This window comes from Amycolatopsis sp. NPDC051903 (assembly GCF_044452505.1).
In the GTDB taxonomy this organism is placed as follows: domain Bacteria; phylum Actinomycetota; class Actinomycetes; order Mycobacteriales; family Pseudonocardiaceae; genus Amycolatopsis.
Genome location: NZ_JBITBT010000007.1, coordinates 124,651 through 142,596, shown reverse-complemented (window position 1 = coordinate 142,596; position 17,946 = coordinate 124,651). Strand labels below are relative to the sequence as shown.

Below are 17,946 nucleotides of genomic sequence, written 5' to 3'. Positions count from 1 at the left end.
CGTGGCCCTGTGCGGCACGCCAGTTCCAGAGGCCGGACGCTAGTTCGGTTCTCTTGAGCAAGCCGTTCGGCCATGTGCCCCGCGGCGCCGGCCAGCACTTGCCCACCTGTTCTATTAGTTGTAGAACAAACCCATGAACTTGACCGCGTTCCTCACCGCCGCCGTGCTGGCCGCCAGTGCTCCCGCCGCCGCGCCGGCGGTGGTGCCGGCGGCCGACCGGGGCGTGCAGTTCGTCTCGGACGGCATCACGGCGTACGGCACGCTGCACGTGCCCGCCCACCGCGCGGGCCGGCGGCTCCCGGCCGCGCTGCTCATCCCCGGCAGCGGGCCGACGGACCGCGACGGCAACGTGCCGCCCGCCGTGACGCCGGCGACGTTGAAGCTGCTGGCCGGCGCACTCGACCAGGACGGCTTCGCGACCTTGCGGTTCGACAAGTACGGCACCGGGCGCACCGGGTTGGGCGGGCTTGATCCGGCGACGCTGGACCTGTCGACGTTCACGCGTCAGGCGACGGCCGCGTTCACCGCGCTCCGGGACCAGCCGGAGGTCGACCCGCGCGCCGTGTCGATCGTCGGGCACAGTGAAGGCGGGTTGCAGGCGCTGCTGGTCTCGCGCCGCGTCCGCGTGGCGAGCCTCGTGCTGCTCGCGCCCCAGGACCTGCGGCTGCTCGACCTGGTCCGGCTCCAGCTCGACGCGCAGATCGCCCCGGCCGACCAGGCGGTGCTGGCTCGGGTGATCACCGACTTCCGCGCCGGCCGTCCGCTCGACTACACCGGCATGAGCGCCGATGTGGCGACCTTCCTGCAGCAGGAGTTCTTCAGCCCCGCCAACGTGAAGTTCGTGCGCAGCGACGACGCCGTCTACCCGCCGGCGGTGGCCCGTCCGGGCCGGCGGGTGCTGCTGACCTGCGGCACCCTCGACACGCAGGTACCGTGCCGGACCACGCCACCACTGGCCGCGGCGCTGCGGACCACCGCGAAACCCCTGCCCGTGGACCACTTCCAGCACGCGGCCGGCACGCCGGTCAACGACCAGGTGCTCGACCCCAGCGTCGTCACCGCCCTCAAGCAGTTCCTGGAGCACCGATGATCCTCGACGTCGACCTCACCAGCGAAGTCCCGATCTACCAGCAGATCCGCGACCGCGTCGTCGAGGGCATCGCGGCCGGCGAGCTGGCCGATGGCGACCCGCTGCCCTCGACCCGGCAGCTGGCCGTGGACCTCGGCATCAACTTCCACACCGTGAACAAGGCCTACGACCAGCTGCGGCGTGAGGGGCTGCTGCTGATCACCAGGAAAAGCGGCGCCGTGGTGCAACGGGTCTCGACCGCGGGTTTCGCGGCCGGCTGGCAGTCCCGGCTGAAGACGCTGCTGGCGGAGGCGATCGCGCACGGCCTCGGCGAACGCGAAGTCCTGGCTCGGTGCGAAGAGACGGTGCGGGCGTTCGAGGAGGTGCGGGCGTGATCGCCGCGGTCGTCCTGCGGGACGTGCTGGGGCCGGCGCTGGTGCTGGTGGCGGCGTGGGTGATGCCGTCGGTGGTGAAGCCGACGGTGCCGTTCGGGGTGCGGGTGCCCGAGACCCGCGTGCACGACCCGCTCATCGTCGAGCAGCGGCGGATCTACCGCTGGTGGGTCGGTGCGGCGGGGACCACGCTGGTGCTGACCGGGCTCGTGCTGTCCGTGCTGGTGCAGAAGGTGCTGGTGCCGGTGCTCGTCCTCGTGGCGCTGCTGGGGGTCGTCGCGCCCGGGTACGTGCGCGCCCGCGCCGTGATCCGCTCGGCCAAGGACCGCGAGGACTGGTACCAGGGCTTGCGCCAGACGGTCAGCGCGGACACCTCGCGGGCCGTCGGGCCGCGGTTCCCGTGGCTGTGGGCGCTGCCGGCGTTCGCGGTGCTCGTCGCCACGGCTGTCATCGGCGTGGTCCGCTACCCGGACCTGCCCGCGACGCTGGCGCTGCACTTCGACGCCGCCGGCGTGCCCGACCGCACGGCCGCGAAGTCGGTGGGCAGCGCGTTCACCCTGGTGTTCGTGCAGGCCGGAATCACGGTGCTGTTCCTCGGCATCGCCTCCGCGACCCCGCGGTTCCGGCCCGACCTCAACCCCTCGCGCCCCCGCAGCAGCGCTGAGCAGCACCGGCGGTTCGCGAACAGCATGACGCGGGTGCTGCTGCTGTTCGGGGCGTGCGTGAACGTCTCGATGCTGGTGGCGTCGCTGCAGGTCTGGTCGGGCCCGGCCTCGGTGGCCCTCGTGCCCATCCTCGCGCCGGTGGTGGTGGGCGCGGCCGGGCTCCTCGTGTTCGCCGTGCGCGCCGGCCAAGGGGGCAACCGCCTCGCCACTCCGGGCACCCAGGACGAACCCCGCCGCGACGCCGTCGAACGCGACGACGACCGCTTCTGGAAGGGCGGCCTGGTCTACGTCAACCGAGCCGACCGCGCGGTGTTCGTGCCCAAGCGGTTCGGCATCGGCTGGACGCTCAACTTCGGCAACCCCGTGGCGCTCGGCGCTTTCGCATTCCTGCTCGCCGTCGTGATCGTGGTGCCGTTCGCGGTCCGCTAGGGAGCGCTCTGGCGCCGCGAGCTGATCACGCCCGTGTTGAAGCCGGCGAGGTGCAGGCCGCCGGCGAAGCGGGCGTGCTCGATCTTCACGCAGCGGTTCATCACGACGTCGAGGCCGGCTTCGCGCCCGCGGTCGGCGACCCGCTCGTGCCACAGCCCCAGCTGCAGCCACAGTGTCCGCGCCCCCGCCGCGATGACCTCCTCGGCCACTCCGGGGAGGTCATCGTGCTTGCGGAACACGCTGACCAGGTCGATCTCGCCCGGCACGTCGGCCAGCGACGGGTACACGGGTTTGCCCAGCAGCGAGTCGAGGCGCGGGTTGACGAAGTTGATCTCGTACCGCGTGGACGACAGCAGGTAGGTCGCCACGAAGAAGCTCGGCCGCGCCGGGTTGGCGGACGCGCCGACGACCGTCACCGACCGCGTGCGGCCCAGGATCCGGCGGCGCTCCACCGCGGACACGTCGTAGCTCACCGCTGCCGTGCTCACTGCCCAGCCACCGCCTTGTCGAGCGCCTGATCGAGGTCCCACAACAGGTCCTCGACGTCTTCGAGCCCCACCGACAGCCGGATCAGGTCCGGGCCGACACCGGCGGCCGCGAGCTGGTCGTCGGACAGCTGCGCGTGGGTGGTCGACGCCGGGTGGATCACGAGCGTGCGCGCGTCGCCGACGTTCGCCAGGTGCGACAGCAGCTCCACGGACTCCACGAACTTCTCACCCGCGGCCCGGCCGCCCTTGACCCCGAACGAGAACACCGCGCCCGGCCCGGCCGGCAGGTACTTGCGGGCGAGCTCGTGGTCGCTGTGATCCGGCAGCCCGGCGTAGGACACCCACGCCACGCGCGGGTCGGCGCTCAGGTACTCCGCCACGGCCTTCGCGTTCGCCACGTGCGCGTCCATCCGCTGCGGCAGCGTCTCGACCCCCTGCAACAGCAGGAAAGCCGAGTGCGGCGAGAGCACCGCGCCGATGTCGCGCAGCTGCTCGGCGCGCAGGCGCGTGCAGAACGCGTACTCGCCGAAGTTCTCCCAGTACTTGAGGCCGCCGTAGCTCTCGACGGTCTCGGTCATGCGCGGGAACTTGCCGTTGCCCCAGTCGAAGCGGCCCGACTCCACGACCACACCGCCGAGCGTGGTGCCGTGCCCGCCGAGGAACTTCGTGGCCGAGTGCAGCACGATGTCCGCGCCGTGCTCGATGGGCCGGCACAGGTACGGCGTGGCGAGCGTCGCGTCGACCACGAGCGGGAGGTCGTGCGAGTGCGCGAGGTCCGCGAGCCCGGCGAGGTCGGCGATCGCGCCCGACGGGTTGCCGATCACCTCGGTGTAGATCAGCCGCGTCCGGTCGGTGACGGCCTTGGCGTAGTCCTCGACGCCGCCGTTCACGAACGTCGTCTCGACCCCGAAGCGCTTGAGCGTGCCGGTGAGCTGCGTGACCGTACCGCCGTAGAGGCCGCTGGCGGACACGATGTGCTCGCCGGCTTCGGCCAGCGCGGAGAACGTGAGGAACTCCGCCGCCTGGCCGCTCGCCGTCGCCACGCCGCCGATGGCGCCCTCGAGGCTCGCGATGCGCTCCTCGAACGCCGCCACGGTCGGGTTCCCGATCCGGCTGTAGATGTTGCCGTACTTCTGCAGCGCGAACAGGTTGGCCGCGTCGGCGGCGTCCTCGAACACGAAGCTGGTCGTCTGGTAGATCGGCACCGCCCGGGCGCCGGTCGCGGGATCGGGCGTGCCACCGGCGTGCAGGGCGCGGGTGCGGAAGCCCCAGGTGCGTTCGCTCATCGCCCGCCACGCTACTCACGGCCGCCGTCGCGGGCCATCCCTCCCGGGACGTGGTCGGGCTTTCGGAGGACTCCGGCGTCCTCCTTCCTCATGATGCCGGAGGGCGACCGCACACCTACCGTTCGTGGTGATCTTGACGGGAGACGAGACGTGCGGAAGACGCTGGGCGTTGGCCGCGGTGGGGCTGCACGGGGGCGACGGCACCGGAGCCGGAGCCGACTACGACCCCGCGCGGATGGTCGAGCAGGGGGACGTCAACGTCGTGACCGTGAACTACCGCCTCGGCGCGTTCGGCAACTTCGCGCTGCCGCAGCTCGGCTCGTCGGCCGATTTCGGCACCCAGGACCAGCTCGCCGCGCTGTGGTGGGTGAAGCAGAACGCGGCGGCGTTCGGCGGGGATCCGGGCAACGTCACGGTGTTCGGCGAATCGTCGGGCGCCTTCGCTACGTGCGCGTTGCTGTCGTCGCCGGATGCCGTCGGGCTGGTCCAGCGGGCGATCATCGACAGCAGTTCGTGCTCGGCGTACTTCCCGAAGAACACCGTGGCCCCGGGACTGGGCCGGCACACGCTCTTCACCCCGCTGGCGCAGGCGCAGGCCGCGGGGACGGCCGTCGGCGGGAAGTTCGGGTGCGCCACCGGCGCCGACGTTCTCGCCTGTCTGCGACGCGTGCCCGCGAAGGCGTGGCTGGACGGCGGTTACACCGAGGTCTTCACGGCCACGCCGTACGGCACGCCGGTGCTGCCCGCGCCTTCGGAGATGGCCATGCGCGAACGCCGGATCGCCGGCGTGCCCGTGCTGTTCGGCACCAACCGCGACGAGCTGCGCCTGGACGTGGCCGCCGCCGCGGCCACGGCGGCCCAGCAAGACCTCTCCCGCACGATGATCGGCCACTGGACCCGCTTCGCCCGCACCGGCGACCCGAACGGCCCGGGCCTGCCCGCCTGGCCGAAGTACGCCGACGGCGCCCGCGTCCAGCGGTTCGCCCCCGGCAAGCCAGGCCCGGTCGACGCGGAGACGACGTTCAAGTGCGCGCTGTGGAGGAGCGTCGGCCAGTGATCCGCTCCAGGAGCGTCACCCGGTCTTCTGCCACACGCTCACCCCGACGGCGAGCGTGACGTCCCGGCCCTGCGCCGCTTCGAGCCGCGACCGGCGGTCGTCGCGGTCGAGGTGGAAACCGGCCGGGCCCATGGCGACGACGTCGTGCACCTGCCGGGCCGTGAAGGGGGCCGTGCGGACGACGTCCGTGCGCGAGATGCGCGCGAACCGGCCGCCGAGCGTCGTTTCGAGGCGTTCTTCCTTGCGGTCGGCCACGGACAGCACGAGATCACCCAGCTCGGCCAGGTGCCCGGGCAGCGGCGCCGCGACCACGAGCACACCGCCGGGCGCGAGGACGCGGTGGAACTCGGCGGCGTTGCGCGGCGAGAACACGTCCAGCACCACCGAAGCGACGCCGTCCGCCACCGGCCACGGCTCCCACAGGTTCCACACCACCGCGCCGAGCCGCGCGTGCGCGCGGGCGGCCCGGCGCAGCGCCACGGCGGACACGTCGAGCGCCAAGCCGGCGGCGGAAGGGCAGACGTCGAGCACGCGCGACAGGTAGTACCCCGGCCCGGCCCCGGCGTCGATCACCAGACCCGTGGCGCCGGAAGCCGCGCGCGTCACCTCGTCCGCCAAGGGCTCGTACGCGCCCGATTCGAGGAACGCCGACCGCGCCGCGACCATCGGCGCCGTGTCCGCCGTGCCGGCCTGCACGCGCGCGTGCAGAAGGTTGACGTATCCCTGGCGCGCCAAGTCGAACGAGTGGCGGTTTCCGCAACGCACCGTGCGCCCCGACAGCTCGACCGGGGTAGCGCACACCGAACAGCGCAGCGCGTCGACGACCCTTCGTGGCAGTGGGTCATTTCCGGGTCCGGCCGAGGTCATGGGGCTATTCGACCACGACGTAACGCAACCGGGCACTCCACCCCGCGTGGCGGGAAACCTCCCTGTAACAAGTCAGCCCTGACAGTTCACGCCCGTGAAACGTGCGGCGCCGCCCCGCGAAACACCGGGAACCAAGACTTCCGGGTCAGAAACCCAGGGCACGGGAGGAAGATTGTGCTGAACGCAGGAGACACCGCGTGGGTGCTGGCCGGCGCCGCGCTGGTCATGCTCATGACACCGGGACTGGCGTTCTTCTACGGCGGCATGGTCCGTGCGAAGAGCGTGCTGAACATGCTGATGATGAACTTCATCGCGCTTGCCGTGGTGGGGGTGCTGTGGGTCGCCTTCGGCTTCTCCATGTCCTTCGGCAACGACGCGTTCGGCGGCCTGGTCGGCAACTTCGACCTGGCGGGGCTCACCGACGCGGCCGGCAAGCTCGTCGGGTTCGCCGCGGCCGCCACGGATTCGGCGCCCGCTGTGCCGTGGCCGGGGCCGGACGCCTTGCCGTTGCTGGCGTTCTGCATGTTCCAGCTGATGTTCGCGATCATCACCCCGGCGCTGATCTCGGGTGCGATCGCGGACCGCGCGAAGTTCTGGGGCTGGACGCTGTTCGTGGTGATCTGGGTGTCCATCGTGTACTTCCCGGTGGCCCACTGGGTGTTCTCGTTCAACGGTTTCCTCGGTGAGAACTCCGTCGGTGGCTGGATCGCCAACAACCTCAAGGCGCTCGACTTCGCCGGTGGCACCGCGGTGCACATCAACGCCGGCGCGGCGGGTCTCGCGCTCGCGATCGTGCTGGGCAAGCGCAAGGGCTGGCCGAAGGACACGGGCCGTCCGCACAACGTGCCCTTCGTGCTGCTGGGCGCTTCGCTGCTGTGGTTCGGCTGGTACGGCTTCAACGCCGGTTCGTCGCTCGCCGCCAACGATCTCGCGGCCGTCGCGTTCACCAACACGACCGTGGCCACCGCGGCCGCCGTGCTCGGCTGGCTGCTGGTGGAGCAGCTCAAGTTCGGCAAGCCGACCACGCTGGGCGCCGCCTCGGGTGCCGTCGCGGGTCTGGTCGCGATCACGCCGGCGTGTGGTTTCGTGAGCCCGCTCGGGTCGATCGCGATCGGGGTCATCGCCGGGGTGCTGTGCGCGCTGGCCGTGTCGTTCAAGTACCGCTTCGGGTTCGACGACTCGCTCGACGTCGTGGGCGTCCACCTGGTCGGCGGCCTCGTCGGCACGCTGCTCATCGGGTTCTTCGCCACCACGAGCGTGAACTCCCTGGGTGCCGACGGTCTCTTCTACGGTGGCGGTTTCACGCAGCTGGGTCGCCAGGCGGCTGCTGCGGGCGCCGTGCTCGGCTACTCGTTCATCCTGTCCTTCATCATCGGGTTCGTGATCAAGAAGCTGGGCGGCTTCCGGGTCAGCACCGAGCAAGAGGTCAGCGGGATCGACGAGGCCCAGCACGCGGAGAGCGCTTACGACTTCACCGGTATGGGCGGCGGTCTCGGCCAGCCCACCACCATCCCGGTCAAGTCCGCCATCGCCCCCACGAAACTCGAGGAGACCAAGGCATGAAGCTCATCACCGCGATCGTCAAGCCGTTCACGCTCGATGACATCCGCTCCGGGCTGGAGCAGCTGGGTGTGCTCGGCATGACCGTGAGCGAGGTCCAGGGCTACGGCCGCCAGAAGGGCCACACCGAGGTCTACCGCGGCGCCGAGTACTCCGTGGATTTCGTGGCCAAGCTGAAGATCGAGGTCGTGACGGACGACGCGAACGTCGAGAAGGTCCTCGACGCCGTCACCTCCGCCGCGCACACCGGGAAGATCGGCGACGGCAAGGTGTGGGTGACGCCGGTCGAGACCGTGATCCGGGTGCGCACCGGCGAGCGCGGAGCGGATGCGCTCTAGGTGATGACCGACGGGGGTGAGCTGGTCCGGGCCCTCGAGCGCCTGCTCGAGGGCCGGCACGGACCGTCCGCGCTGCGGGCGGCACTGGTCGATCTCTTCGAGTTCTGGCTCGCGAAGGGCGCTTCGGCGGCCGGCGTGGACACCGCCGATCCCGGTGTCGCGCTGGTCGCCGTCGGCGGCCTGGGGCGGCGCGAGCTGGTGCCGTACTCGGACCTCGACCTGGTGCTGGTGCACAACGGCAACCCGCGCGTCGGCGAGATCGCCGACGCGCTGTGGTATCCGTTGTGGGACGCCAAACTCGGGCTCGACCACTCGGTGCGGACACCGGGCGAAGCGCTCAAGGTGGCCACGGAAGACCTGCGTACGCAACTCGGGTTGCTCGACGCGCGCCACCTCGCGGGCGACGCCGAGCTGACTGAGCGCCTCGCGGCCGCCGCGCGCGAGCAGTGGCGGCGCACGGCCCGCAAGCGGCTCGGCGAGCTGGCCGACGCCGTGCGCACGCGCTGGCGGCGCAGCGGGGAGATCGCGCAGTCGGCCGAGCCCGACCTGAAACACGGCCGCGGCGGGTTGCGTGATTTCGCCGTGCTGGAGGCCCTGGCGCTGGCCCAGCTCACGGCCCGGCCGGGCGAGGAACTGGTGGCGGCCAAGGCGTTGCTGCTCGACGTGCGCACGGAGCTGCGGCGTGAACTGCGCCGGGAACGCGATGTGCTGAGCGCGCCCGAGGCCGAAGTGGTGGCTGCGGCGCTGGGTCTCGCGGACCGGTTCACGTTGGCGCGCAAGCTCTCCGGCGCCGGCCGGACGATCGCGTACGCCGTGGACGTCGCACTCCGGTCCACTGTGGAGGCACCGCGCAGCCGCTTCGGCCGGCGCCCTTCGCGGACGCCGCTCGCCGAAGGCGTTGTGCTCCACGGCGACGAGGTGTCGCTGGCGCGCGACGCCGTGCCGGCCAAGGATCCGGCGTTGCTGCTGCGCGTCGCGGCTGCCTCGGCGCGCACCGGCAAACCCGTCGCGCACGGCACCTTGCGCACGCTGGCCGACTCCGCGCCCGAACTGCGCGCCCCGTGGCCGGTCGACGCCCGCAACGCGCTGGTCGAGCTGCTCGGCGCGGGGGAGGGGCTCGTCGACGCCGTCGAAGCGCTGGACCGCACGGGGTTGTGGGCCCGCCTGTTCCCGGAGTGGGGCGCGGTGCGGGACCTGCCACCGCGCTCGCCCGTGCACCAGTGGACGGTCGACCGGCACCTCGTGCAGGCGTGCGTCGAGGCGGCCAAGCTGACGACCACGGTCGCCCGCCCGGACCTGCTGCTCCTCGGCGCGCTGCTGCACGACATCGGCAAGGGCCGCGACGCCGACCACTCCGAGCTCGGCGCCGACCTCGCCGCCCAGGTCGCCACGCGCGTCGGCCTGCCGCCGGCCGACGTCGCCACTGTCGCGGCGATGGTCCGCCACCACCTGCTCCTGCCCCACACCGCGACGCGCCGCGACATCGCCGACCCGGCCACGGTGGCCCGCGTGGTCAAAACGCTGGACAGCGACGTCGTCCTGATCGACCTCCTGCACGCGCTGACCCGGGCCGACTCGCTGGCCACCGGCCCGGGCGTCTGGACGGACTGGAAGGACCGCCTGCTGGCCGACCTGGTGAGCTCGTGCGAAGAAGCGTTGCACGGCAAGGGTTTCACCGCCCCGGAACCCCTGGACGCCACCGAGCGCGAACTCCTGGCCGACGCCGTGCGCTCCGGCATCGGCGAGGTCCGCATCACCGCCCACGGCAAGGTCGTCACGGTCGTGCTCGCCGCCCCGGCGCGCGTGGAACTCCTGGCCCCCGCCGCGGGCGTCCTGGCGCTCAACTCGCTGGAAGTCCACGCCGCCGTCCTGCGCGACCGCGTGGGCGTCTTCACCGCCTCCCCGAAGTTCGGCTCCCTGCCCGAGCCGACGCTGCTGCGCGAACAGTTCTCCCGCGCCGTGGCCGGGACGCTGCCCCTGACGCAACGCCTGGCCGCCAAGGAACGCGACTACGCGAGCGCGTCGTCGTTCACCGTCGCCCCCAAGGTCCTGTGGTTCGACGACGAAACGAGCGGCTCGAACACCGTCGTGCTCGAACTGCGCGCCGCCGACCGCATCGGCCTGCTCTTCCGCGTGGCCCGCGCCCTGAGCCGCTCGGACGCCTCCGTGCACTGGGCCAAAGCCACCACCCTGGGCGGCGCCGTGGTGGACTCCTTCGCCGTCTCCCCCCGCACGGGCCACGTCGACGCGGCCTGGCGCGCGAAGGTGGAGGACGCCGTGCTCACCGCCGCCTCCTGACCCCACGGGCGGGCTACGGTTCCCCCGTGGCCCGCCCCCTCCTCTTCCTCGACGTCGACGGGCCCTCATCCCGTTCGGCGCCTCGGACCACCCGCGGTTCCCGCCGTTCCCCGGCCCGGCCGACCACCCGCTCCTGGCCCGGCTGGACCCTGCCCACGGCAGGCGGCTGGCCGCCCTCCCGTTCGACCTCGTGTGGGCGACCACGTGGGGAACCGACGCCAACGACGTCCTCGGCCCCCGCCTCGGCTTGCCGTCCCTGCCCGTCGTCGACTGGCCCGACGGGCCTGATCCCGACGAAGGACACTGGAAAACCCGGCCACTGGTGACGTGGGCCGCCGGCCGTGCTTTTGCTTGGCTCGACGACGAAATCTCCTCCGCGGACCGCGCGCGGGTGGCCGCCCACCACGCCGGCCCCGCCCTGCTCCACCGCGTCGACCCCCGCGTGGGCCTGACCCCGGCTGACTTCACCACGCTCGCCGGCTGGTTCGAACGGGTGACTACGACGTCGTGAACTGTTCCCGGCCGCAAACACCCCGCCCGGGGCCCCGCGCCGACGGACGCCGCCTGACCTGCCCGGTTACCGATTTGCCGCATCACACGATCGGGGTGTCGGACTAGCGGAGGCGTGCCCCGGTGGCAATATGGCGCTGGTCCGGCGGCGGTGGGGTGCGGAAGGACGGGGTGGAGCGATGCTGGGTCACGAGCACAACCTGCCGAGGATTTCCCTGCCGCCGACTGTGGTCGCGTCGCACCTGCGGGCGTGCGCCGAGGAGCTGTCCGGTTCCCTGCGGTGCGACGGGCATGCCGCGACGCTCGGTGAGCTCAGCGAAGTCGTCACGCAGCTCGTCGCGGGGCAGCACGCGCTGGCGCACGCGCTGGCGGGCCTCGCGCGGCGCGTGGAGGTCCGCAACGGCGCACTCGCCGCCGCGCATTCGGTGGACGTCGAGGTGGTCACCGAAGTGCTCCAGGCGGCGGCGTGCGCGGTGGGCTGTTCGGCCGAAGCGCTGGCCGAGGCGCAGCCGTCGTTCGAGTGCGTGACCGAATCCGCCGGGCCCGACACTCGTTTGTAGCGGCAGCTGTCGGAACGCCGGAGGTGGTTCCGGGCGAGTTTGAGTAGTTCTACGCAGCCCCGGTTGGGGGTCTTCACACTGCCCCGCCCTGCCCCGCACCCGGCAGACTTCTCCCCAACGCAAGGCGGAAACCGTTCGCCCGGTACTGGGGGTCTGGCGAGCGGGCGACGGAAACCGCCTGGCGTGCACGCGGCGGAAGGCTCCCGGGGAGGTGAGCCCTTCCGCCAAGGTTCCGGGGCCGGCCGTGGGGAGCGGCCGCGTCCCGGAACCCCTGGGGGGTGGGAGATCCACTGTGGGCCGGCGTCGGGGAGGGCGCCGGTTTCCCGCCCCGTCAGGAATCCGCGATCCGCAGCAGCAGATCCGCCGCCAGGCGCAGCAGCTGCTGCTCGGTCGGGCTCAACGCCCGCTCCACCGCCGCCGCGAGCCACTGTTCGCGTGAGATCGAGTAGTCTCGCAGCACGATCCGCCCGGCGTGGGTGATGTCGATCAGCGACCGCCGCCCGTCCGACGGGTCCGCCGAGCGCGTGATCAACCCGCGCGAAGTCAGCGAAGCCAGCACGCGCGTCAGCGACTGCGGGTGGATCCGCTCCGCCTCGGCCAGCTCGCTCGGCGTGTGCGTCCCGGCGCGGTAGAGCCGCGACAGCACGGCCAGCACCGTCGGCCCCGGCGACGGTGAGTCCGCCTCCGAGCGCATGCGCCAGTTGAGCCGGCCGACACCTTCCCGGACGTGGCGGGCCAGCTCGGCCAGCTCGTCGGCTCGGCGGGTGTCGGCTTCGGTCTGCATACCGCCACATTAGGCGGTTTCCCCGCGCACCAGCCGCGCGTACCGGCCGTCGAGGGCCAGCAGTTCCGCGTGCGTGCCCCGTTCGACGATCCGTCCTTCGTCGAGCACCACGATCTGGTCCGCGTTCTCCACAGTGGACAGCCGGTGCGCGATGGTGAGCGTGGTGCGGCCCGCGGCGAGCCGGTCGAGCTCCGCCTGCACGGAACGCTCGGTGCGGGTGTCGAGCGCGCTCGTGGCCTCGTCGAGGATCAGCACGGGTGGGTTGCGCAGCAGGATCCGCGCGATCGCCATCCGCTGCTTCTCCCCGCCCGAGAACCGGTAGCCGCGCTGGCCCACGACGGTGTCGTAGCCCTCGGGCAGCTTCGCCAGCGTGTCGTGGATGTGCGCGGCCTTCGCGGCTTCCTCGATCTCCGCGTCGGTGGCGTCCGGCTTCGCGAACCGCAGGTTCTCCCGCACCGTGGCGTGGAACAGGTACGTCTCCTGCGACACCAGCCCGACCCCGGCGGCCAGCGACGCGAGCGTGACGTCGCGGACGTCGGTCTCGTCGATGCAGACGCGCCCCTCGGTCACCTCGTACAGGCGCGCCACGAGGTACGCGAGCGTCGTCTTGCCCGAACCCGTCGACCCCACCAGCGCCGTCGTCGTCCCCGGTGGCACGTCGAGGTCGATGTCGTGCAGGGTCCACGGGCCGTCGTCGTCGTAGCGGAACGACACGCCCCGCATCGCGACCGCACCCTCGCGCACGGCCAGCTCACGGGCGCCCGGCCGGTCGCCGATCTCCACCCGCAGGTCGAGCACCTCGAAGATCCGCCCGAACAGCGCCTTCGCCGAAGCCACGCTCTGGCTCACCGTCTGCATGGCCGTCGCCGGCGCGAGCAGGCGGTTGAGCATGCTGGTGAACGCGACGACCGTGCCCAGCGAGACCGGCGCCGCGCCGCCCGCCAGCTCGAGCCCGGCGACCCAGTACACGAGCGCCGGGATGATCGTCAGGCTCATCGTCCGCGACGCCCGCTGCCAGCGCCCGGCCAGCGCCGCGCTGCGCTCGAGCGCGGCGACCTCCCGCGACTCCTCGGCGAAGCGCTCGCGCATCGCGCGCTCGTTGCCCATGGTCTTGCTCAGCAGCACGCCGGTGACCGACAGGGATTCCTCGACGATGGTCGTCAGCCGCGCCATCCGGCGGGTCCGGCCGCGTGCGAGCTTGCGCTGCTTGCCGCCCAGCCGCAGCGTGAACAGCAGGAACAGCGGCACCACCACGAGCGTCAGCAGCGCCAGCTGCCAGTCCATGATCAGGATCGCGACGGTGATCGCCAGCGCCGTGGTGCCGTTCTGCACGATCGACGCGGCGGTGGTCGTGACCACGTTGTCCACGCCGCCGATGTCGTTGAAGACCCGCGACAGGATCTCGCCGGTCTTGGTGCGGGTGAAGAAGCCGAGCGACATGCGCTGCAGGTGGCCGTAGACCGACACGCGCAGTTCGTTCATCACGCGCTGCCCGATCGTGTTCGACAGCCCGGTCGTCGCCACGCCCAGCGCGCCCGAGCCCAGCGCCGCGCCGATCATCCCCAGCGCCAGCACGCTCACCAGCAGCGCGTCGCGATGGGGGAGCGCGTCGTCGAGGATCGCCCGCAGCAGGAACGGCGAGGTGACGCCGAGCGCGGCCTGCAGCACCAGTAGCGCGCACAGCGCCGCCATCGCCCCGCGGTGCGGCCGGAACAGGACCGCGATGCGCCTGAACGGCACTTTCTCGTCGGTGTCGGCCGTCGGCTCGGCCAGCGTCGGACGAGGTCTCGTCGCTGAAGTCATACGCAGATGTTTACCGACTTCGGGACGGCCGTCGAGCGATTTTCTTGCTTTGACAGGAGCATCGTCGGCAAGTTATTACGCATGTGCGTACTAACCTTCTGTCGAAGGTTCGCGCACCCGCGAGGCGGACCGGCACGGACCGCTACCCTGGGAGGTTGCCGGGGTCGCCGAGCGGTGCCCGGTACTCGAACGACGACCCAGCTGGAGCGTGCACACCCGTGTTCGACACCCTCTCCGATCGGCTCACCGCCGCCCTGCAGACGCTGTCGCGCAAGGGCAGGCTGTCCGACGCCGACATCGACGCCACCGCGCGCGAGATCCGCATCGCGCTGCTGGAGGCCGACGTCGCGCTGCCGGTGGTCAAGGAGTTCATCGCCCGGATCAAGGAACGGGCGAAGGGCGCCGAGGTCTCCCAGGCCCTGAACCCCGCGCAGCAGGTCATCAAGATCGTCAACGAGGAGCTCGTCGCGATCCTCGGCGGCGAGACGCGCCGGCTGAACCTCGCCAAGAACCCGCCGACGGTGATCATGCTCGCCGGTCTGCAGGGTGCCGGTAAGACGACGCTCGCCGGCAAGCTCGCGATGTGGCTGAAGAAGCAGGGCCACGCGCCGATGCTGGTCGCGTGTGACCTCCAGCGCCCGAACGCCGTCACGCAGCTGCAGGTCGTCGGCGAGCGCGCCGGGGTGGTCACGTTCGCGCCGGAGCCCGGCAACGGCGTCGGCGACCCGGTCGACGTCGCCCGCCGCGCCATCGTCGAGGCCAAGCACGCGCAGCACGACGTGGTCGTGGTCGACACCGCGGGCCGCCTGGGTGTCGACGAAGAGCTGATGAAGCAGGCCGCGGACATCCGCGACGCCGTGCAGCCCGACGAGGTCCTGTTCGTCGTCGACGCGATGATCGGCCAGGACGCCGTGACCACGGCCGAGGCGTTCCGCGACGGCGTCGGCTTCACCGGCGTCGTGCTCACCAAGCTCGACGGCGACGCCCGCGGTGGTGCCGCGCTGTCGGTCCGCGAGGTCACCGGCCAGCCGATCCTCTTCGCGTCCAACGGCGAGAAGCTCGAGGACTTCGACACCTTCCACCCCGACCGGATGGCCTCGCGCATCCTCGGGATGGGCGACGTGCTCACGCTCATCGAGCAGGCCGAGCAGCACTTCGACCAGGAGCAGGCCGAGAAGGCCGCGGAGAAGCTGACCAGCGGCCAGCTGACGCTGGAAGACTTCCTCGAGCAGATGCTCGCCGTCCGCAAGATGGGCCCGATCGGCAACCTGCTGGGCATGCTGCCCGGCGCGGGCCAGATGAAGGACCAGCTCGCGCAGGTCGACGACAAGCACCTCGACCGCCTGCAGGCGATCATCCGCGGCATGACGCCCGCCGAGCGCGCCGACCCGAAGATGATCAACGGCTCGCGCCGGCTGCGCATCGCCAACGGCTCGGGCGTCACCGTCCGCGAGGTCAACGACCTGGTCAACCGCTTCTTCGAGGCGCGCAAGATGATGTCGCAGATGGCCGGGCGCTTCGGTTTCGGCGGCGCGGGCGGCGGCAGCAAAACGCGCAAGGGCAAGAAGGGGAAGAAGGGCAAGGGGCGCGGCCCCACGCAGCCCAAGGTGCGCGGCGGCCTGCCCGGCGGCATGCCGATGCTGCCCCCGGGCGGCATGCCCGGCGGAGGCGGGATGCCCGACCTCTCGCAGCTCGGCGGCATGAACGACGTGCCGGGCTTCGACCCGTCGAAGTTCAAGCTCCCGAAGAACCCGGGCAAGAATTGAGCGCGCTGCACATCTGGGGCACGGTGCTGCCGGACGGTGAGCCGCGTGATCTCTGGCTCGTCGACGGCCGGATCTCGGTCGAGCCGGTGCCGGGTGCCGAAACGCTCTCGACCGGTGGGTTCCTCGTGCCCGGCCTCGTCGACGCCCACTGCCACCCCGGCCTCGCGCCGGACGGTCCCGTGCCGGTCGAGGTGGCGATCGAGCAGGCCGAGACCGACCGCGCCGCGGGCACGCTGCTGATCCGCGACTGCGGCCTGCCGATCGACGTCCGGCCGCTGCAGGAGCGCGCCGACCTGCCCACGATCATCCGCTGCGGCCGGCACCTCGCCCTGCCCAAGCGGTACGTCCCGGGTCTGGCGATCGAGCTGGACGACCCCGGCCTGCTGCCCGACGCGGTCGCCGAGCAGGCGCGCGACGGCGACGGCTGGGTGAAGCTCGTCGGCGACTGGATCGACCGCGGTGTCGGCGACCTCGCGCCGCTTTGGCCGCAGGACGTGCTCACCGAGGCCATCCGCGTGGCGCACGACCTCGGTGCCCGGGTGACGGCCCACGTCTTCGGCGAGGCCGCGCTGCCGGGGCTCATCGACGCCGGCATCGACTGCCTCGAGCACGGCACCGCGCTCACGTCGGACCAGCTCGCGGAGCTCGCCCGGCGCGACGTGGCGCTCGTGCCCACGCTGATCAACATCGAGAACTTCCCGGGCATCGCCGACAAAGCCGGCAAGTACCCGACCTACGCGGCGCACATGCGGGCGCTGCACGCCGGCGTCGGCGACATGGTGGCCGCCGCCGTCGAGGCGGGTGTGCGGGTCTTCGCGGGCACGGACGCCGGCGGCATGGTCGACCACGGCCTCATCGCCGACGAGGTCGACGCGCTGCACCGCGCCGGTATGTCGCGCGAGCAGGCGCTCGCGAGCGCGTCGTGGGCGGCGCGCGAGTGGCTCGGCCACCCCGGTATCGAGGACGGTGCTCCGGCCGACTTGATCGTCTACGCGGCCGATCCGCGCGAGGACCTCGCTGTGCTGCGCCATCCGAAGCACATCGTGCTGGGCGGCGTCGTCTTCGCCTGAAACCATCGCCAATTCGACCAAGAGCAGGCGGGCACCAACCGGACGTGCGGTGCATGGCGAGGGTTTCCGCCGTGACGGGGGCAGCTGGGTGATCAACGGCACAGCATCGTCTGTGATCGATCGAGTACTGTGCGAAGTCCTCTCGGCGGTTAGGCTCGTCCGGTGAGCCGAGCGATCACCGGAGGGGCGGCGTGACCACTTCGCAGCCCCGGGAGAACCTCCCGGGTGCCACGCCGATCAGTCCGGAGGACTTGGTGAGCGCCCCGCCGGAGTTCCCGCCGCACCGCTGGGGGTTCGGCGCTTTCCTGCTCGTGGAGGCCGTTCTCATCGCGTCGGCGGCGTTCGTGAGCGCCGTGCTCGGCGATCCACCGCCGGGCCAGCCGCTGCCGATCCGCACGGTGCTGCTCGGCACGATGCTGCCCGCGATGATCGCCGCGGGCGTCGCGCTGCTGGCCACCGTCGTGCGCGGCAACGGTCCCAAGCTCGACCTGCGGCTGCAGTGGCGCTGGGGCGACGTCAAGGTGGGCTTGAAATTCGGGCTGCTCGGGCTGGTCCTCACGTCGCTGAGCGCGTACGTGTGGACCGAGGTCGTGGGTTCGGCCAACGCGACGTCGACGATCAGCGCGCTGGTGGACGACCGGAAGATGTCGGTCTCGGCGGCGATCGTGACGTTCGTCTACCTCTGGCTCGTCGGGCCGATCTGCGAGGAGATCATCTACCGCGGCCTGCTCTGGGGCGCGGTGGAGCGGATGCAGTGGCGCAGCGAGCGCTGGGGCCGGATGGCGGCGTTCCTGCTGTCCACGGCCGTGTTCGCCGCGAGCCACCTCGAACCGCTGCGCACGACGCTGCTGCTGGTCATCGCGGTGCCCATCGGCCTGGCCCGCTTCGCGACGGGCCGGCTCGCGGGCAGCGTCGTGGCACACTCGATGAACAACTTCCTGCCGTCGGTCGCGATCCTGCTCGGCTCACTCGGAATCGCTTCCTTCTGAGGCCCTGTTCAGGGA

Annotated in this window: 17 protein-coding genes; 12 read left to right on the top strand and 5 right to left on the bottom strand. The window is 71.8% G+C overall.

The genetic code is table 11. The features are described 5' to 3' along the window. Window positions 1–133 precede the first annotated feature (133 nt). Genes ACIA77_RS18870 through ACIA77_RS18860 form a run of 3 tightly spaced genes read left to right on the top strand, consistent with a single transcriptional unit; the run spans window position 134 to window position 2,555 of the window. Window positions 134–1,090, top strand: a complete 957-nt coding sequence (locus ACIA77_RS18870) for an alpha/beta hydrolase family protein (RefSeq protein ID WP_395887171.1) — start codon at window positions 134–136, stop codon at window positions 1,088–1,090. Further along, window positions 1,087–1,464: a GntR family transcriptional regulator gene (locus tag ACIA77_RS18865; RefSeq protein ID WP_395887170.1), complete on the top strand. Its 378-nt coding sequence runs from the start codon at window positions 1,087–1,089 to the stop codon at window positions 1,462–1,464. The genes ACIA77_RS18870 and ACIA77_RS18865 overlap by 4 nt, the downstream gene beginning before the upstream one ends. Further along, window positions 1,461–2,555 (top strand): DUF1648 domain-containing protein, encoded by a 1,095-nt coding sequence (locus tag ACIA77_RS18860; RefSeq protein WP_395887169.1) that lies wholly within the window; start codon window positions 1,461–1,463, stop codon window positions 2,553–2,555. Before ACIA77_RS18865 ends, ACIA77_RS18860 begins: the two co-directional genes overlap by 4 nt. Here the strand turns inward: ACIA77_RS18860 and ACIA77_RS18855 are convergent. Continuing rightward, window positions 2,552–3,028, bottom strand: a complete 477-nt coding sequence (locus ACIA77_RS18855; RefSeq protein WP_395887333.1) for a CoA-binding protein — start codon at window positions 3,026–3,028, stop codon at window positions 2,552–2,554. The two genes, ACIA77_RS18860 and ACIA77_RS18855, sit on opposite strands and share 4 nt — an antisense overlap. Window positions 3,029–3,039: 11 nt before the next feature. Further along, a complete protein-coding gene (locus ACIA77_RS18850) occupies window positions 3,040–4,329 on the bottom strand; it encodes an O-acetylhomoserine aminocarboxypropyltransferase/cysteine synthase family protein (RefSeq protein ID WP_395887168.1) in 1,290 nt (429 codons plus the stop codon). A 127-nt stretch (window positions 4,330–4,456) separates the two neighbouring features. Between ACIA77_RS18850 and ACIA77_RS18845 the strand changes: the two genes are divergently transcribed. Further along, window positions 4,457–5,386: a carboxylesterase family protein gene (locus tag ACIA77_RS18845; protein WP_395887167.1), complete on the top strand. Its 930-nt coding sequence runs from the start codon at window positions 4,457–4,459 to the stop codon at window positions 5,384–5,386. A 15-nt stretch (window positions 5,387–5,401) separates the two neighbouring features. Here ACIA77_RS18845 and ACIA77_RS18840 read toward each other — a convergent pair whose 3' ends face one another. Beyond that, the gene (locus tag ACIA77_RS18840) at window positions 5,402–6,253 is read right to left on the bottom strand and encodes a putative RNA methyltransferase (RefSeq protein ID WP_395887166.1); all 852 of its coding nucleotides are present in this window, start codon (window positions 6,251–6,253) and stop codon (window positions 5,402–5,404) included. Between the two features lie 174 nt (window positions 6,254–6,427). Here ACIA77_RS18840 and ACIA77_RS18835 point away from each other — a divergent pair, with 174 nt between their 5' ends. The 5 genes from ACIA77_RS18835 (at window position 6,428) to ACIA77_RS18815 (ending at window position 11,519) form a co-directional block, all read left to right on the top strand. Next, window positions 6,428–7,816 (top strand): ammonium transporter, encoded by a 1,389-nt coding sequence (locus ACIA77_RS18835; protein WP_395887165.1) that lies wholly within the window; start codon window positions 6,428–6,430, stop codon window positions 7,814–7,816. After that, window positions 7,813–8,151, top strand: a complete 339-nt coding sequence (locus ACIA77_RS18830) for a P-II family nitrogen regulator (protein ID WP_395887164.1) — start codon at window positions 7,813–7,815, stop codon at window positions 8,149–8,151. Before ACIA77_RS18835 ends, ACIA77_RS18830 begins: the two co-directional genes overlap by 4 nt. A gap of 3 nt (window positions 8,152–8,154) precedes the next feature. Next, the gene (locus tag ACIA77_RS18825) at window positions 8,155–10,449 is read left to right on the top strand and encodes a [protein-PII] uridylyltransferase (RefSeq protein ID WP_395887163.1); all 2,295 of its coding nucleotides are present in this window, start codon (window positions 8,155–8,157) and stop codon (window positions 10,447–10,449) included. Window positions 10,450–10,639: 190 nt separating this feature from the next. After that, window positions 10,640–10,960, top strand: a complete 321-nt coding sequence (locus ACIA77_RS18820) for a hypothetical protein (protein ID WP_395887162.1) — start codon at window positions 10,640–10,642, stop codon at window positions 10,958–10,960. 178 nt (window positions 10,961–11,138) lie between these two features. After that, the gene (locus ACIA77_RS18815; protein WP_395887161.1) at window positions 11,139–11,519 is read left to right on the top strand and encodes a hypothetical protein; all 381 of its coding nucleotides are present in this window, start codon (window positions 11,139–11,141) and stop codon (window positions 11,517–11,519) included. A 331-nt stretch (window positions 11,520–11,850) separates the two neighbouring features. Here the strand turns inward: ACIA77_RS18815 and ACIA77_RS18810 are convergent, their stop codons facing one another. Beyond that, window positions 11,851–12,303 carry a MarR family winged helix-turn-helix transcriptional regulator gene (locus ACIA77_RS18810; RefSeq protein WP_395887160.1) on the bottom strand — a complete coding sequence of 151 codons (453 nt, stop codon included), beginning with the start codon at window positions 12,301–12,303 and terminating at the stop codon, window positions 11,851–11,853. A 9-nt stretch (window positions 12,304–12,312) separates the two neighbouring features. Continuing rightward, complete coding sequence (locus ACIA77_RS18805) at window positions 12,313–14,106, bottom strand: ABC transporter ATP-binding protein (RefSeq protein ID WP_395887159.1); 1,794 nt, start codon at window positions 14,104–14,106, stop codon at window positions 12,313–12,315. Between the two features lie 218 nt (window positions 14,107–14,324). Between ACIA77_RS18805 and ffh the strand changes: the two genes are divergently transcribed. The 3 genes from ffh (at window position 14,325) to ACIA77_RS18790 (ending at window position 17,931) form a co-directional block, all read left to right on the top strand. After that, window positions 14,325–15,872, top strand: a complete 1,548-nt coding sequence (gene ffh, locus ACIA77_RS18800) for a signal recognition particle protein (RefSeq protein ID WP_395887158.1) — start codon at window positions 14,325–14,327, stop codon at window positions 15,870–15,872. Beyond that, a complete protein-coding gene (locus ACIA77_RS18795) occupies window positions 15,869–16,942 on the top strand; it encodes an amidohydrolase family protein (RefSeq protein WP_395887157.1) in 1,074 nt (357 codons plus the stop codon). The genes ffh and ACIA77_RS18795 overlap by 4 nt, the downstream gene beginning before the upstream one ends. 191 nt (window positions 16,943–17,133) lie before the next feature. Then, window positions 17,134–17,931 (top strand): lysostaphin resistance A-like protein, encoded by a 798-nt coding sequence (locus tag ACIA77_RS18790; protein WP_395887156.1) that lies wholly within the window; start codon window positions 17,134–17,136, stop codon window positions 17,929–17,931. Window positions 17,932–17,946: the final 15 nt, after the last annotated feature.